13 protein-coding genes are annotated in these 15685 nt (G+C 63.9%); 5 read left to right on the forward strand and 8 right to left on the reverse strand.

The window, feature by feature from the left end; translation table 11 throughout:
• The first annotated feature begins 8 nt into the window (after nt 1–8).
• Nucleotides 9–785, forward strand: coding sequence for a class I SAM-dependent methyltransferase (locus tag DM807_RS01640; protein ID WP_069942191.1), 777 nt, complete (start codon nt 9–11; stop codon nt 783–785).
• 232 nt (nt 786–1017) lie between these two features.
• Here the strand turns inward: DM807_RS01640 and DM807_RS01645 are convergent, their stop codons facing one another.
• On the reverse strand, nt 1018–1659 hold the full coding sequence (locus DM807_RS01645) for a TetR/AcrR family transcriptional regulator (RefSeq protein WP_060492678.1): 642 nt from the start codon (nt 1657–1659) through the stop codon (nt 1018–1020).
• A 238-nt stretch (nt 1660–1897) separates the two neighbouring features.
• Between DM807_RS01645 and DM807_RS01650 the strand changes: the two genes are divergently transcribed.
• On the forward strand, nt 1898–3283 hold the full coding sequence (locus DM807_RS01650; RefSeq protein WP_012270809.1) for an LLM class flavin-dependent oxidoreductase: 1386 nt from the start codon (nt 1898–1900) through the stop codon (nt 3281–3283).
• Nucleotides 3284–3319: 36 nt separating this feature from the next.
• Here DM807_RS01650 and DM807_RS01655 read toward each other — a convergent pair whose 3' ends face one another.
• Nucleotides 3320–4561, reverse strand: coding sequence for an acyl-CoA dehydrogenase family protein (locus tag DM807_RS01655; protein ID WP_179026987.1), 1242 nt, complete (start codon nt 4559–4561; stop codon nt 3320–3322).
• A 283-nt stretch (nt 4562–4844) separates the two neighbouring features.
• Here DM807_RS01655 and DM807_RS01660 point away from each other — a divergent pair, with 283 nt between their 5' ends.
• Both DM807_RS01660 and DM807_RS01665 read left to right on the forward strand, forming a co-directional pair.
• Nucleotides 4845–5945 (forward strand): efflux RND transporter periplasmic adaptor subunit, encoded by a 1101-nt coding sequence (locus DM807_RS01660; protein ID WP_012270811.1) that lies wholly within the window; start codon nt 4845–4847, stop codon nt 5943–5945.
• Nucleotides 5946–5951: 6 nt separating this feature from the next.
• Nucleotides 5952–9017, forward strand: a complete 3066-nt coding sequence (locus DM807_RS01665; RefSeq protein ID WP_179026988.1) for an efflux RND transporter permease subunit — start codon at nt 5952–5954, stop codon at nt 9015–9017.
• Between the two features lie 36 nt (nt 9018–9053).
• On the opposite strand, the gene DM807_RS01670 is transcribed toward DM807_RS01665, so the two are convergent.
• The 3 genes from DM807_RS01670 to plsB all read right to left on the reverse strand — a co-directional run bounded on the left by DM807_RS01670 (nt 9054) and on the right by plsB (nt 12738).
• Nucleotides 9054–9743: a DUF4197 domain-containing protein gene (locus DM807_RS01670; protein ID WP_012270813.1), complete on the reverse strand. Its 690-nt coding sequence runs from the start codon at nt 9741–9743 to the stop codon at nt 9054–9056.
• A gap of 33 nt (nt 9744–9776) precedes the next feature.
• Complete coding sequence (locus tag DM807_RS01675) at nt 9777–10175, reverse strand: YbaY family lipoprotein (protein ID WP_012270814.1); 399 nt, start codon at nt 10173–10175, stop codon at nt 9777–9779.
• 76 nt (nt 10176–10251) lie between these two features.
• The gene (gene plsB, locus DM807_RS01680) at nt 10252–12738 is read right to left on the reverse strand and encodes a glycerol-3-phosphate 1-O-acyltransferase PlsB (protein WP_012270815.1); all 2487 of its coding nucleotides are present in this window, start codon (nt 12736–12738) and stop codon (nt 10252–10254) included.
• A gap of 233 nt (nt 12739–12971) precedes the next feature.
• On the opposite strand from plsB, the gene DM807_RS01685 reads away from it, so the two are divergent.
• Nucleotides 12972–13181 (forward strand): cold-shock protein, encoded by a 210-nt coding sequence (locus DM807_RS01685; RefSeq protein ID WP_003252255.1) that lies wholly within the window; start codon nt 12972–12974, stop codon nt 13179–13181.
• Nucleotides 13182–13245: 64 nt separating this feature from the next.
• Here DM807_RS01685 and DM807_RS01690 read toward each other — a convergent pair whose 3' ends face one another.
• Genes DM807_RS01690 through dapE form a run of 3 tightly spaced genes read right to left on the reverse strand, consistent with a single transcriptional unit; the run spans nt 13246 to nt 15605 of the window.
• The gene (locus tag DM807_RS01690) at nt 13246–13623 is read right to left on the reverse strand and encodes a hypothetical protein (RefSeq protein ID WP_012270816.1); all 378 of its coding nucleotides are present in this window, start codon (nt 13621–13623) and stop codon (nt 13246–13248) included.
• Nucleotides 13624–13641: 18 nt separating this feature from the next.
• The gene (locus tag DM807_RS01695; protein ID WP_179026989.1) at nt 13642–14454 is read right to left on the reverse strand and encodes a putative RNA methyltransferase; all 813 of its coding nucleotides are present in this window, start codon (nt 14452–14454) and stop codon (nt 13642–13644) included.
• Nucleotides 14454–15605: a succinyl-diaminopimelate desuccinylase gene (gene dapE / locus DM807_RS01700; protein WP_179026990.1), complete on the reverse strand. Its 1152-nt coding sequence runs from the start codon at nt 15603–15605 to the stop codon at nt 14454–14456. The genes DM807_RS01695 and dapE overlap by 1 nt, the downstream gene beginning before the upstream one ends.
• Nucleotides 15606–15685: the final 80 nt, after the last annotated feature.

Consider the following 15685-nt stretch of genomic DNA (forward strand, 5'->3'; position numbering starts at 1 on the left):
TGTATGTGATGGAAGAGCAGGGCACAGGTATCCGGGTCGAGGCGTTGTCGGCTGAATTTGCGGCGCAAGCCGCTGCGTGGGCTGAGCGCCTCGCGCTGCCGCTGCACGACGAGGCCGCTGATTTCGCCGTGCAGGTTGGCGCTGATGGCTTGCAGATTCAACAGTTGGGGCCGCAGGCGCCTGGGCCGGTGCGGGTGGACTTCGTTGAAGGCCAGGCCGCGCACCGGCGCCAGTTTGGCGGTGGCAATGGGCAAATGATCGCCAAGGCCGTGGGCATTGCCCAAGGCGTGCGGCCACAAGTGCTGGACGCCACGGCGGGGCTGGGCAAGGACGCGTTCGTACTGGCCAGCCTGGGCTGCCAGATGACCCTGATCGAACGCCAGCCGCTGATTGCCGCGCTGCTGGAGGATGGCCTGGCACGGGCTCGCGCGGATGAAGAAGTGGGGGCGATCGTCGGGCGCATGCGCCTGCTGACCGGCAACGCCATCGAGCGCATGCGCGCCTGGGAAGGCGAGCCACCACAGGTGATCTACCTCGACCCGATGTTCCCGCACCGGGACAAGAGTGCGCTGGTGAAAAAAGAAATGCGCGTATTCCGGCCGTTGGTGGGTGATGACCTGGATGCCCCGGCCCTGCTCGAAGCAGCCTTGGCGCTGGCCAGCCACCGGGTGGTGGTGAAGCGGCCGCGCAAGGCACCGATCATCGACGGGCCGAAGCCCAGTCATAGCCTGGAAGGCAAGTCGAGCCGGTATGACATTTACCCGAAGAAAGCGCTGAAAGCCTGATTCCTGAAATCTGACCGGCAAGCGCGGTCGTTGTAGGAGCGGCCTTGTGTCGCGAAAGGGCTGCAACGCAGCCCCAGGATTTTGGCGCTCACGCGAAAATTGCCGGGGCCGCTTTGCGGCCCTTTCGCGACACAAGGCCGCTCCTACAGTGATTGCATCGCCTGACAGCTTTACGTTCTACCTGTGGGGGCCGGCTTGCCAGCGATAGGCTCAGTACAGTCAGCCTGCTGCCTCAGGGTTTGAATGCCCGCAAGAACACCCCTACCACCTCGCGCACATGCGCCTCGGCTTCATCCCCTTCCAGCGGCCCTGCACACCCCAGTAGCAAGCGGTAATCCGGGGCACCCTTGACCAGGCAGAAAAAGTGCTCCGCCGCTCGCAACGGGTTGTCGACGCGCAGCAGCCCGCGTTCATGTGCGCCGCGCAGCAGCGCTTCCATCCCGGCCAGCACACGCTTGGGTCCGGCTTCGTAGAAGTACTCGCCAAAACTCGGGTCCAGGCTGCCCTGGGCCATGATCAGGCGGCTGAGCTTGACCGCCTCGTCACTGCTGATCAGCGCCTGGAAGCCACGGGCAATGGTCAGCAGCACCTCGTCCACCGGTGCCCCCTCGGGGTACTCGAACAGCAGGTCTGGCAGCTGGATCTGGCAGGTGGCCATGACCGCCGAGCAGAACAGGGTCTGCTTGTCGGTGAAGTGGCTGTACACGGTAAGTTTTGAAACACCTGCCGCCGCAGCGACCGCATCCATGCTGGTGTTGGCGTAGCCAAGGCTGAGGAACAGCGTCTTGGCCGCTTCGAGAATCGCCTCGCGCTTGGCCAGGTCCTTGGGCCGGCCCGGGCCGATGGGTGCGTCGTTGGACATTGTGGTCTGCATCTGGTTGAAGAATCACCATCTTAACGGGTCAAGCGCGATCCGGCTAAAACCCGGTCACATTGCCTGCTGTCCGCCAGCCGACAGTTGATCGACAGTGATGTCGTCGTTCAGGCACCTGGTTGTTGTATTTTTTAAATAACCTACTGATTTATAAGTATTATTTTGTTGGCATGAATCGTGTTGATAGAGCATCAAGGGTGCCTGACAAGGGTGCCGAGCCTATTGAACAGGAGTCCCCATGCCACGTGAAATTCGTTTGAACGCCTTCGAGATGAACTGTGTCGGCCACCAGTCGCCCGGCCTGTGGCGCCACCCCAAGGACCGCGCTTGGCAATACAAGGACCTGGACTACTGGACCGACCTGGCCAAGCTGCTGGAACGCGGCAAGTTCGACGGTGTGTTTATCGCCGACGTGATCGGCATCTACGATGTGCTGGGCGGCAATGGCGACGCGGCCATCCGTCAGGCGGCCCAGGTGCCGGTGAACGACCCCTTGGCCCTGATCACCCCGATGGCACTGGTGACCGAGCACCTTGGTTTCGGCCTGACCGCCTCGCTCACCTTCGAGCACCCGTACCCGTTCGCCCGTCGGTTATCGACCCTGGATCACCTGACCAAGGGCCGCATCGGCTGGAACATCGTCACGTCTTACCTCGACAGCGGTGCACGCAACCTGGGACAGAAGGCGCTGAGCGACCATGATGCTCGCTACGACTACGCCGACGAGTACCTGGAGGTGCTGTACAAGCTGTTCGAGGGCAGCTGGGAGGACGGTGCGGTGGTGCGCGACCGCGAGACCGGCCTGTTCACCGACCCGCGCAAAGTCCACGAGATCCGTCATCAGGGCAAGCACTTCCAGGTTCCGGGCATACACCTGTGCGAACCGTCCCCGCAACGCACTCCCGTGCTGTATCAGGCAGGGGCGTCCAGCCGTGGTAAAAACTTCGCCGCGGGCCACGCCGAGTGCGTGTTCGTCGCCGCGCCCTCCAAGGTCATCCTGAAAAAGACCGTGGCCGACATTCGTCGCCGGGCCGCCGAGGCAGGGCGCGATCCGCGCAAGGTGCTGATCTTCAACATGCAGACGGTGATAGTCGACGAAACCGACGCCAAGGCCCAAGCCAAATGGCAGGAGTTGAAAAGCTACGCCAGCTACGAAGGCGCCCTGGCGCTGATCTCTGGCTGGACTGGCATCGACTTCAGCGAGTACCAGCCCGATCAGGTGCTGGAGCATATCCACACCAATGCCATCCAATCGGCTGTGGAGGCGTTTTCCACCGCCGACCCGAACAAGCAGTGGACGGTGCAGGAACTGGCCGACTGGGTCGGCATTGGCGGCTTTGGCCCGCTGATCGTCGGCAGTGCGCAAACTGTGGCGGATGAACTGCAGGCCTGGGTCGAAGAAACCGATGTCGATGGCTTCAACCTGACCTATGCCCTGGCCCACGAAACCTTCCGCGATGTGGTCGAGCTGCTGGTGCCCGAGCTGCAGCAACGTGGCGCCTACAAGACCGAGTACCGCCCCGGTACCCTGCGCGAGAAACTGTTCGGCGACGGCCCACGGCTGCCGGCCAGCCACCCGGCCGCTGGCTACCGCGACCTTGCCCGTCAAGCCGAACCTGTCTGAAATACCCGGGGCTGCGCAGCAGCCCCAGTTGATGACTCAGGACTGCTTGGCACCCCCACCAATCTGCCATACATACGGTGGTTCGGTACCGTTCACCTGCCAATCGCCGATAATCCGCTCCTTGTAGATCACCGGGTTGTGCGAAGCCGCCGTGCGGGCGTTGCGCCAGTGGCGGTCGAGCTGGCGGCTGGTGCTGGTGGTGGAAGCGCCCAAGGCATTGAACAGGTCGCTGGTGGCGCGCAGTACCAGATCGATGGTGGCCACTTGCGCCTGGGCCGATTCCAGCTCGGCAACCACATTGGCCTGCTGCTCAGCGGCCGAATCATTGGCGAAGCGTGCCAGGTAGGCCTGCTGGATGGCCTCGGCGGCACGCAGGGTCGCAGCTTCGGCGGCATACACCTGGCCCGAGGCCTTGCCGATCACTTGCAGCACCTGTGGGTCCTGGCTGACGGCAGCACCGTTGCCATGGCTGAATACCCGTGTGCGCTTGCTGGTTTCCTGGCCGAAGTCGCGCACGGCTGCACGCCCGGAGCCGGTGATCACCGCCAGCAGCACCAGTTGGTAGAACGCGGTCTGGTATTTGAAACGGGTGGCGAAATCGATGATGTTCTCTTCCTCGACCACGGCATTTTCAAACACCGAAGTACCGCTGCCGGTGGTGCGCTGGCCGAAGCCGTCCCAATCATCGTTCTGGTGGATACCGGGCTGCTGAGTGCGGATGGCAGCGATTACATCGGCGCCGGTGTCCTCGCGCCGGGCGAACAGGTCGATCCAGTCGGAGAACAGGCTGCCAGTGCTGTAGTACTTGGTGCCGTTGACTACCCACTGCTCACCCAGGCGCGAAACGCGGGTGATGACATCGCCAATCTTCACTGCGCCGATCTCGGTCCAGGCACAACCCACCAGATCACCGGCGACAAAACGCTGGAACCAGACATCCTGCGGTGCGCTGGCGTGGGCATTGAGGCGGTCTTCGACGAAGGCGAAATGGCCGCGCAGGGCCTGGGGCACGTTGGAGTCGGCTTCGGCCAGCTCGATCAGCAACTGGAACAACTGCGGCAAGGATGCCCCGCCACCGCCATGCTCGATCGGCACGCGCACGGCGCCAAAGCCGGCCTCCTTCAGCCACTGGATAGGTGCATGGGGCAAGGTACGGTTGCGCTCGCGCTCCACGCTGCTATCGGCAATGCGGGTGAAGATGGGCCTGAAGCGTGCGGCAAGCGTGGCGTAGTCGGTGCCGTTGGCGGGGACGGGCAGGTGTTGTTCGAGGGCAGTCATCGGAATACTCCAGGTACATGAAGGAGGGGTATGTACCCGGTGATTGCACAGGTCGTGCCGAGCGCTGAAACGCACGGGGGCCGGGGTTTGCGGCGTGTTTCGCGGTTTGCGGGCTGTGGCGGGACAGGGCAAGTTGTTGATTGGCTGTGGGCCGAACAACAGCGGGTAGCGGTTGGAAAAGCGCCAGGATTTCTTTGTAACGCTGGCTTCACGCCATCGCTCGGCTGACTTAATATACCCGCCAGTACAAATATTCGAAGTGCCCACCGCGAAAGGATTCATCATGTTGCGCCATGCCTTGTCCATCGCCTTGCCCGCCGCCGCCGTGCTGTTTCTGGCGGCGTGCGGCCAGGAAGCCGCCCCACCTGCCGCGCCCCGCCCGGCGCTGGTGGTGCAGCCGCAGCCGGCCGCAGCCGCTGCCGACAGTTACCCCGGTGAAGTGCGTGCGCGCTTCGAGCCGGAGCTGGCTTTCCGCATTGGCGGCAAGGTCAGCAAGCGCTTGGTCGAAGAGGGCCAGCGGGTCAAGGCCGACCAGCCGCTGGCCGAACTGGACCCGCAAGACGTGCGCTTGCAATTGGAAGCCAACCGCGCCCAGATGGCGGCCGCCGAGGCCAACCTGTCGCTGGTGCGTGCCGAGCGCGACCGCTACCAGAAGCTGCTGGAGCGGCAGATGGTCAGCCACTCGCAGTACGACAATGCCGAAAACCTCTACCGTGCAGGCCTTGCCCGCTTGAAGCAGGCCAAGGCCGAGTTCGACGTGGCCGGCAACCAGGCCGAGTACGCCGTGCTGCGTGCACCACAGGCCGGGGTGATTGCCAAGCGCCAGGTTGAAGTGGGCCAGGTGGTCGCCGCCGGGCAGACCGTGTTCACCCTCGCCGCCGATGGCGAGCGGGAAGTGGCCATCGGCCTGCCGGAGCAGCAGTTCGCCCGCTTTGCCGTGGGCCAACCGGTAAGCGTGGAGCTGTGGTCGCACCCGCAGGAGCGTTTCCAGGGGCGCATTCGCGAGCTGTCACCGGCTGCCGACCCGCGCTCGCGCACCTTCGCGGCGCGTATCGCCTTTGCCACGGCGGCCACACCGGCCGAGCTGGGCCAGAGCGCCCGGGTATTCATTGCCCATGAAGGCCAGATCCCGCTGGCGGTACCGCTGTCGGCTGTGACGGCGGAAAACGGCCAGGCCTACGTGTGGCGGGTGAACAAGGACAGCCGCCTGGAGCGGGCAGTGGTGCGCTTGGGCGCCTACGGCAGCGACAGCGTACCGGTGCTCGAGGGCCTTGCACCCGGCGACTGGGTGGTTGCCGCCGGTGGCCATGTACTGCGCGAGGGCCAGGCGGTACGGCCTGTGGACCGCAGCAACCGTGTAGTGAACCTGACGGCCAAGGAGTAAGTCCCGATGGGTTTCAACCTTTCTGCCTGGGCGCTGCGCAACCGCCAGATCGTCCTGTTCCTGATGATTTTGCTGGCGGCCATTGGCGCCATGTCCTACACCAAGCTCGGCCAGAGCGAGGATCCGCCGTTCACCTTCAAGGCCATGGTCATTCGCACCCTGTGGCCCGGCGCCACCGCCGAAGAAGTGTCGCGCCAGGTGACCGAGCGTATTGAGAAGAAGCTGATGGAAACCGGCGAGTACGAGAAGATTGTCTCGTTCTCCCGCCCCGGCGAATCGCAGGTCACCTTCATGGCCCGCGACTCGTTGCATTCCAAGGACATCCCCGAGCTGTGGTACCAGATCCGCAAGAAGGTCGCGGACATCCGCCACACCTTGCCGCCGGAAATCCAGGGCCCGTTCTTCAACGATGAATTCGGCACCACCTTCGGCAATATCTATGCGTTGACTGGCGAGGGCTTCGACTATGCGGTGCTCAAGGACTACGCCGACCGTATCCAGATCCAGCTGCAACGGGTCAAGGACGTGGGCAAGGTCGAGCTGATCGGCCTGCAGGACGAGAAAGTCTGGATCGAGCTGTCCAACCTCAAGCTGGCCACCTTGGGCGTGCCGCTGGAAGCCGTGCAGAAGGCGTTGCAAGAGCAGAACGCGGTGAGCACCGCCGGCTTCTTCGAGACACCCAGCGAGCGCCTGCAGCTGCGCGTGAGCGGGCGATTCGACAGCGTCGAGCAGATCCGCCAGTTCCCTATTCGCGTGGGTGACCGCACCTTCCGCATCGGCGATGTGGCCGAGGTGCACCGTGGCTTCAACGACCCGCCCGCGCCGCGCATGCGCTTCATGGGCGAGGATGCCATTGGCCTGGCGGTGTCGATGAAAGACGGCGGCGATATCCTGGTACTGGGCAAGGCCCTGGAAGGTGAGTTCGAACGCCTGGCGCACAACCTGCCAGCCGGTATGGAGCTGCGCAAGGTCTCGGACCAGCCGGCGGCGGTGAAGGCCGGCGTGGGGGAGTTCGTCCAGGTGTTGGCCGAGGCGCTGGTCATCGTGCTGCTGGTGAGTTTCTTCTCGCTGGGCCTGCGCACCGGCCTGGTGGTGGCGCTGGCCATCCCGCTGGTGTTGGCCATGACCTTTGCCGCCATGCATTACTTTGGCATCGGCCTGCACAAGATCTCCCTCGGTGCGCTGGTGCTGGCCCTGGGCCTGCTGGTGGACGACGCGATCATTGCCGTGGAGATGATGGCGATCAAGATGGAGCAGGGCTACGACCGCCTTAAAGCGGCCAGTTATGCCTGGACCAGCACGGCCTTCCCGATGCTCACCGGCACCCTGATCACGGCGGCAGGTTTTCTGCCGATTGCCACGGCGGCCTCCAGCACCGGCGAATACACCCGGTCGATCTTCCAGGTGGTCACTATTGCGTTGCTGGCCTCGTGGGTGGCGGCCGTGGTGTTCGTGCCGTACCTGGGCGAGCGCCTGCTGCCAGACCTGGCCAAGCTGCATGCCGCGCGCCACGGCAAGGACGGCCACGCGCCAGACCCTTACGCCACGCCGTTCTACCAGCGTGTGCGGCGGGTGGTGGAGTGGTGTGTACGGCGGCGCAAGACGGTGATTCTGCTGACCGTTGCCGCCTTTGTCGGCAGCATCGTGCTGTTCCGCTTTGTGCCCCAGCAGTTTTTCCCGGCATCCGGGCGCCCGGAGTTGATGGTTGACCTGAAGCTGGCCGAAGGCGCTTCGCTGGCCAATACCGCAGAGCGGGTCAAGCAGTTGGAGGCGCTGCTCAAGCAGCAGGACGGCATCGACAATTATGTGGCCTATGTGGGCACCGGTTCACCGCGCTTCTACCTTCCGCTGGACCAGCAACTGCCGGCAGCCAGCTTTGCCCAGTTCGTGGTGCTGGCCAAGTCGATGGAAGACCGCGAGCGCCTGCGCAGCTGGCTGATCGACACCGTGGACCAGCAGTTCCCAGACTTGCGTGCCCGGGTCACGCGCCTGGAAAACGGCCCACCTGTGGGCTACCCAGTGCAGTTCCGGGTCACCGGCGAACACATCGAGAAGGCCCGTGCCCTGGCCAGGGAAGTGGCTGACAAGGTGCGTGAGAACCCGCATGTGGTGAACGTGCATCTGGATTGGGAGGAGCCGAGCAAGGCCGTGTTCCTTGAAATCGACCAGGACCGTGCCCGCGCCCTGGGCGTGAGTACCGCGCACCTGGCGAGCTTCCTGCAGAGTTCGCTGATCGGCAGCACGGTCAGTCAGTACCGCGAGGACAATGAGCTGATCGAGATCCTGCTGCGCGGCACCCTGCAGGAACGCAGCGAACTGGGCAACCTCGGCAGCCTGGCGCTGCCCACCGACAACGGCCAGAGCGTGGCCCTGTCGCAGGTAGCGACCCTGCAGTACGGCTTTGAAGAAGGCATTATCTGGCACCGCAACCGCTTGCCGACGGTGACCGTGCGCGCCGATATCTACGACAAGGAGCAGCCGGCCACACTGGTGAAACAGATTCTGCCGACCCTGCAGGACATCCGTGCCAAGCTGCCCGATGGTTACCTGCTGGAAGTGGGTGGCACGGTTGAAGACGCTGAGCGTGGGCAGAAGTCGGTGAACGCCGGCATCCCGTTGTTCGTGGTGGTGGTGCTAAGCCTGCTGATGATCCAGTTGCGCAGCTTCTCGCGCACGGTGATGGTGTTCCTCACCGCGCCGCTGGGGCTGATTGGCGTGACCCTGTTCCTGCTGGTGTTCCGCCAGCCGTTCGGCTTTGTCGCCATGCTCGGCACCATTGCCCTGGCGGGGATGATCATGCGCAACTCGGTGATCCTGGTGGACCAGATCGAGCAGGACATCGCGGCGGGGATGGAGCGTTGGCAGGCGATCATCGAGGCCACGGTGCGGCGCTTCCGGCCAATCGTGCTGACCGCGTTGGCGGCGGTGCTGGCGATGATCCCGTTGTCGCGCAGTGTGTTCTACGGGCCGATGGCGGTGGCGATCATGGGCGGTTTGATCGTGGCCACGGTGCTGACGCTGTTGTTCCTGCCGGCATTGTATGCGGCGTGGTTCAGGGTGAAGAAGGGCTGAAGACGCGGGGGAGGGCATAGCCCTCCCCCTGGGCCGTCACAGGGCGCCGAAGACCTTCTTGGCCAGGCTGGTAGCCGCCTGCGCTGGGTTCTGGCGAATGCTCTGCTCCTGCTTGCCAATCATCTCGAACAGGCCATCCAGCGCCTTTTCGGTCACGTAGTTCTCAATGCTGGCGCTCTTGGCGTCGACCACGCCCAGTGCCACCGCCTGCCCGGCAAAGTTGTTGTACTGCTGGGCCAGGCCGACCTTGTCGGTCGCCTGCTTGACGATTGGCAGGAACTTGGCGCGGATCTGCTCGCGGCTGCTCTTGTTCAGGTACTGGGTGGCCGAGTCGTCACCACCGCTGAGAATGCCCTTGGCATCGGTCACGCTCATGTTCTTCACGGCATCCACCAAAATCGCCTGGGCCTGCGGCACGGCGGCTTCGGCGGCCTTGTTCATGCTGGCTTCAAGGGCATCGACCTGTTCACCTTTGCCGAACATCTTCATGGCCTTGGCCGCTTTGCCCAGGTTGCCAGGCAATTCGATGCGCACGTCGGGGTTGTTGCTGAAGCCACCTGGGGTGCTCAACTGCTTGACGGCGAGCTGTGCGCCTTGGGTCAGGGTATCTTTCAGGCCGCCAGTGGCGTCTTTCTGGCTCAGGTCGCCCAGCGACAAGGCCAGGGCGCTGGCCGACAGCAGCAGGCCGGCGCACAGGGTAGTGAAGCGCAGGGAAGTGCGGATCATGAAGCTTTCCTTGTAAACGGATGAATACGGGTATCAGCGAATCGGGTCGACTTTGATACGTACCGATTGTGGGTCACTGCCGTCGAGCGCGACACCATGGTGTTCGGTATTGATGAACAGCAGCTTGCCATCCAGCTCGATGCGCGCGCTTACCGCGTAGCGGTGGCCAGGTTTGACCTGGGCCGGGTCGTAGGTGAGGTGGAACGGCAACGGTACGTTGCCTTTGACCGGGCCGGCCTGGCGGGCCAGGGTTACGGCGGGTGCGTCCATCAGCGACACGTCCTGCAGTTCCACGCTCAGGGTGGCGGCAGGTGGCAGGGCGATACGCTGCAGGTAGAAGACTTCACCGTCCAGGCTGGCCTGGTTGGATGGGGTTTGGCTGGAACAGGCTGCGAGCAGGGATGCGCAACACAGCATAAAGAGCTTTTTCATGGTATCTCCGAAGTCCTTGGCGTTGGCTTGTGGCCAACCCCAGGGACTGTAGCGGATTTTCCCGACGGATAAAGCCTCAGATGGTCGAAGATTCCAGCCCGTCGTCACGGTGCAGGGCCACCTGGCGGATCGACAGGCGCAATTCGGCCGACAGCACACGCTTGGCCACGCCCTCGGCCAGCTCGCCGAGCTTGTCGTGATACCCCAGCTTGCCTTGTGTGTCGGTGTGCAGCACGCCTTGCTGCAGCAGGGTCTGGATGAAGTGGCGGAACAGCGTCTTGTCGAAGAATTCCGGGGCGTTCAAGCCATGCAAAATCGACAGGCGCTGGGCCATCATCACGCACAGGTCTTCCAGCGCTTCGGCGCTGAGGCTGTTCTGCCCGCTGTTGATCAGCAGCGAAGTGGCCATGTAGAAGCGCTGCAGGGTCTGGGTGATAGTGCGGGCGAGCAGGGTCAGTAGCACGAACTGCCGCGAGCTTGGCGCCGGGCGTACGTACACGTCGTTCTCCTGGCGCAGCAGGCCTTGCTCGACCAGCGCGGCCAGCCATTGGTCGATGACCTCGTCCAGCTGCTCCGGCGCCCAGCGCAGGAACAGCTCGGCCTGCAGGTAGGGGTAAAGCGCGTGCACATACTGGCCCAGCAGTTCGCGGCTCATGCGCGAGCTGCTGAGGAAGAAGCTGGCCAGCAGCGCCGGCAGGGCGAAGATGTGCAGCACGTTGTTGCGGTAATAGGTCATCAGTACCGCATTGCCTTCATCCAGGAAGAGGATGCGGCCCAGGGCGTCCTTCTGCTCAGCCACCAGGTTCATGCTGCGCACGTGTTCGATCAGCGCCTGGCCGTCGCCATCGGGCAAGGTGGTGTGCGGCGAGTAGGGCACCTGGCGCAGCAGGGCCAGGTACAGGTCGAGCACGCGGGTCAGGGCGCGCTCGTCCAGGGCCAGGCGGCTGGTGGACAGCAAAGCCAGGGCCACCAGGTTGACCGGGTTGATGGCGGCCGCCTCGTTGAGGTGACGGGCCACGGTTTCACCCAGGCGGGTGGTGGTGGCGTTGAGCCAATCCGGGCGGTACTGCGGGCCGTGATCCTGTTCGCGCCAGCCGGGCTGCTGCTGGTCGAGGAAACCGGCCAGGCGGATCGGTTCGCCGAAGTTGACGTAGACCTGGCCAAAGCGCTGCTTGAGTGCACCGAACACCTTGAAGATGTCGAGCACCGATTCTTTCTTCTTGCTGGCGCCGCGCAGTTCGCCCAGGTAGGTGCGGCCTTCGAGCACGCGCTCGTAGCCGATGTACACCGGCACGAACACGATTGGCGTACGTGACGAACGCAGGAAGCTGCGCAGGGTAATGGCCAGCATCCCGGTGCGCGGCTGCAGCATGCGCCCGGTACGCGAGCGGCCGCCTTCGACGAAGTACTCGACCGGGAAGCCCTTGGTGTACAGGGTGTGCAGGTACTCGTTGAACACCGCCGTGTAAAGCGGGTTGCCCTTGAAGGTGCGGCGCATGAAGAACGCGCCACCGCGGCGCAGCAGGTTGCCCACCACTGGCATGTTGAGGTTGATGCCCGCAGCCACGTGCGGTGGGGTGAGGCCGTTGCGGAACAGCAGGTACGACAGCAGCAGGTAATCGATGTGGCTGCGGTGGCACGGCACGTAGATCACTTCGTGGCCGGGCGCTATGCCCTGAACCTGTTCGATGTGGTTGACCTTGATGCCGTCGTAGATCTTGTTCCAGAACCAGCTGAGTACCACTTCGAGAAAGCGTATGACGGTGTAGGTGTAGTCCGAGGCGATTTCGTTGCCGTAGCGCAGTGCCTGGGCTTCGGCCTTGGCCAGCGGCAGGTTTTCTCGCTGGGCCTCGTCGGCGATGGCCTGGCGCACCAGTGGCGCGTGAACCAACCCCTTGACCAGGTTGCGCCGGTGCGAGATGTCCGGGCCGATGACGGCAGTCTTGAGGTTGCGAAAATGCACGCGCATCAGGCGCTGGGCCATGCGCACGGTGCGCGCGTGGCCTTTGTTGTGCTGCACCAGTTCACGCAGGTGGATCGGCGCGGAGAACTGCACCCGAGTCTTGCGCCCCAGAATCAGTACGGTCAGCAGCCGGCGCAGGCGCCCGGTCACCGCCCAGCTGTCGGCGAACAGCAGCTTCCATGGGCTGGATTCGCTGGCCGGGGTCTGCCCCCAGAACACGCTGACTGGAATGATCTGCGCATCTTCTTCGGCATGCTGGCTGACCGCCGCCACCAGGCGCTCAAGTGTAGGCGGGGCACCACTTTTGTCCTGGCGCCCGAGCCAGTCCGGGTCGGGGGTCAGGTAGAAGAACGCGGCCGGCTCTTGCAGTGGGCCGACGGCTACCGGCAGCACCGGGCGCGGCAGCCCCGCCTTGGTGCATTCGTGGTCGAGCACGGCCAGGTCGGTGAGCGACGGCGAGGGCAGGGCATAGAACACTGGCCGGCTGCGGTCGAGGTTGAGGGTCATGGAAGACTGGTTGATGGTCTCGGAGCGCACCCACAGGTACAACAGGCGACGCAGGCCGCCGAAGATCAGGCGGTGCAGGGGGGAACGGGTCATGGGGTGTGTGCCCTGGGTGTGATTTTCAGGTGAGTATCCAGCTATTTAGTCTGCCGTATCGGCGTAAGTTCAGCAAAAATCGGCCAACTGCGGGACCGTCATCAATTTTTTTTGTTCTGTGTCATATACTCGGCCTGCCACTTGCAGGATATTTCAGCAAGCGGCGTTGGCACGGGGCAGGTCGCCTCATGCCTGCAAGGCGATCTTCACAATAAAAAACCGGAGTAGTTCAGATGTCGTCTCGTGAGACTGGGAATGTAAAGTGGTTCAACGATGCCAAGGGTTATGGCTTCATTCAGCGCGAAGGTGGTGCGGATGTATTCGTCCACTATCGGGCGATCCGCGGTGAGGGGCATCGTACCCTGGTCGAAGGGCAGCGGGTGGAATACGCCTGCGTGCAGGGCCAGAAAGGCCTGCAAGCCGAAGACGTAGTGGGCCTCTGAGCCTTTTGCGGTAGGCCTCAAGCTGCAAGTTGACCGTGTAACTTGCAGCCTGAAGCAACCTGTTTCAGCTGGTACGCCAGGTGATTTCCTCTTCACCATCGGCACTGATGCGGACCCAGCGGTCGGCATCTTCTTCCCCGTCTTCCTCGACCCAGCCACCCGGCGCGCAGCGTACTTCCACACCGAGTGCGGCGAATGCGGCGTGGGCGCAGGCCACGTCATCAGCCCACGGCGTCTGGTCGCTTTCCAAGTAAAGGCTGTTCCATTTCCCTACAGCCTTGGGTAACCAGGTGACCGGAATGTTACCGGCCCGACATTTGAAGGTATGGCCTTTCTGCTGCCATTCGCTGCACGGGCCGATTGCCTGGGTGAGCCACTCGGCAATCTGCTTGTGGTCGACGTCGGCGTCCTTCAGGTAGATCTCGATATCAGGTTGGCGCATAAAGGGCTCCGGGTGTGCTCAGTCTTGGCGCACGAAATAGTCATAACGCATGGAAACCGTAACTTCGAACGGCTCGGGCTGGTCGATCACCCGGGCACGTTTTTCGGCGCTGGCGCGCCAGCCGTGCGGGGTCATGGCCAGCAGGTCGGCGCGGGCCTTGGGCGCAGCCAGGCTCAGGCGGAACTCGAGGGTTTCGCTGTGGGCATGGGCCATGCCTTCGGGGATCAAGGCCAGGTGTTTGTCGTCGGCGTAAGGGCGCACTTCATCGTAGAGCACTTCGCGCAGTTCCATCAGGTGGCCGCTGGTCGGTCCGACCCGCATCAGCCCACCGCCAGGGCTGAGCAGGCGCTTGGCCTCGGCCCAGTCCAGCGGGCTGAACACACTGGCGATGTACTGGCAGCTGGCGTCGGCCAGCGGCACACGGGCCATGCTGGCGACCATCCAGGTGACTTCCGGTGCACGGCGGCAGGCACGCTTGACCGCTTCGCGGGAAATGTCCAGTGCATAACCGTCGGCGGCCGGCAGGGCCTGGGCGAGCTGCGCGGTGTAGTAACCCTCGCCGCAGCCAATGTCCAGCCAGGCGCCAGGTTGACGCTCGGCAGCCAGCTCGGCCAGGCGACGGGCGACCGGCGCGTAGTGGCCACCGTCGAGGAAGTCGCGGCGGGCCTCGACCATAGCCTGGTTGTCACCTGGGTCGCGGCTGTTCTTGTGCTGCACCGGCAGCAGGTTCAGGTAACCCTGGCGGGCGCGGTCGAAGCGGTGGCCTGCCGGGCACGCCACACCGTTGTCGACTTGCGCCAGGGGCGCCTGGCAAAGAGGGCAGGCGAGCATCAGGCGAGCAACCGGACCAGGGTCTGGTAGTAGATCTCGGTCAGCAGGTCGAGGTCGCTGGCCAGGATCCGCTCGTCCACCTGGTGAATGGTGGCATTGACCGGGCCCAGTTCGACCACCTGGGTACCCATGGTGGCGATGAAGCGACCATCGGAAGTGCCACCGCTGGTGGACGGCTGAGTGTCGCGCCCGGTGACGCCCTTGATGCTGGACGCTACCGCGTCGAGCAGTTCGCCCGGTTCGGTGAGGAATGGCAGGCCCGACAGTGCCCAGTCGATCGACCAGTCCAGTTCATGCTTGTCGAGAATCGCCGACACCCGCGCCTGCAGGCCTTCGACGGTGGACTCGGTGGAGAAGCGGAAGTTGAACAGCGCGGTCAGCTCGCCCGGGACCACGTTGGTAGCGCCGGTACCGGAATTGAGGTTGGAGATCTGGAAGCTGGTGGGTGGGAAGAATGCGTTGCCTTCATCCCAGTGCTCGGCGGCCAGTTCTGCCAGCGCCGAGGCGGCGAGGTGGATCGGGTTGCGTGCCAGGTGCGGGTAAGCCACATGGCCCTGCTTGCCGCGCACGGTCAGTTTGGCGCCCAGCGAGCCACGGCGGCCGTTTTTCACCACATCACCCAGCAGGGTAGTGCTGGACGGTTCGCCGACAATGCACCAGTCCAGGCGCTCGTTACGCGCTTTCAGGCGCTCGACCACTGCCTTGGTGCCGTGGTGGGCCGGGCCTTCTTCGTCGCTGGTGATCAGGAACGCGACTTTGCCGCGGTGGTTGGGGTAGTCCTGCACGAAGCGCTCGCTGGCGATCACCATGGATGCCAGGCTGCCCTTCATGTCGGCGGCGCCGCGGCCGCAGAGCATGCCGTCGGCGTCGATCAGTGCTTCGAACGGTTCATGCTGCCATTGCTGCACCGGGCCGGTGGGCACTACGTCGGTGTGGCCGGCGAAACACAGAACCGGGCCGTCCTGGCTGCCGTGGGTGGCCCAGAAGTTGTCGACGTCTTCAATGCGCATTGGTTCCAGCTCGAAGCCCACGGCGCCCAGGCGGCTCATCATCTGCGCCTGGCAGTCGGCGTCGACGGGGGTGACCGAGGGACGGCGGATCAGGTCGCAGGCCAGTAGAAGGGTAGGCGAGAGCTCGGCAGGCGCCGTCATGGTAAATCTCCGAAAGCAGGGCAAGGCAGGCAAGGAGCGGTAGTTTAAAGCAAAACCTATGTGTGAAGCGTGTGGTGTCG

This window comes from Pseudomonas hunanensis (assembly GCF_013393325.1).
Classification (GTDB): Bacteria; Pseudomonadota; Gammaproteobacteria; order Pseudomonadales; family Pseudomonadaceae; genus Aquipseudomonas; species Aquipseudomonas putida_P.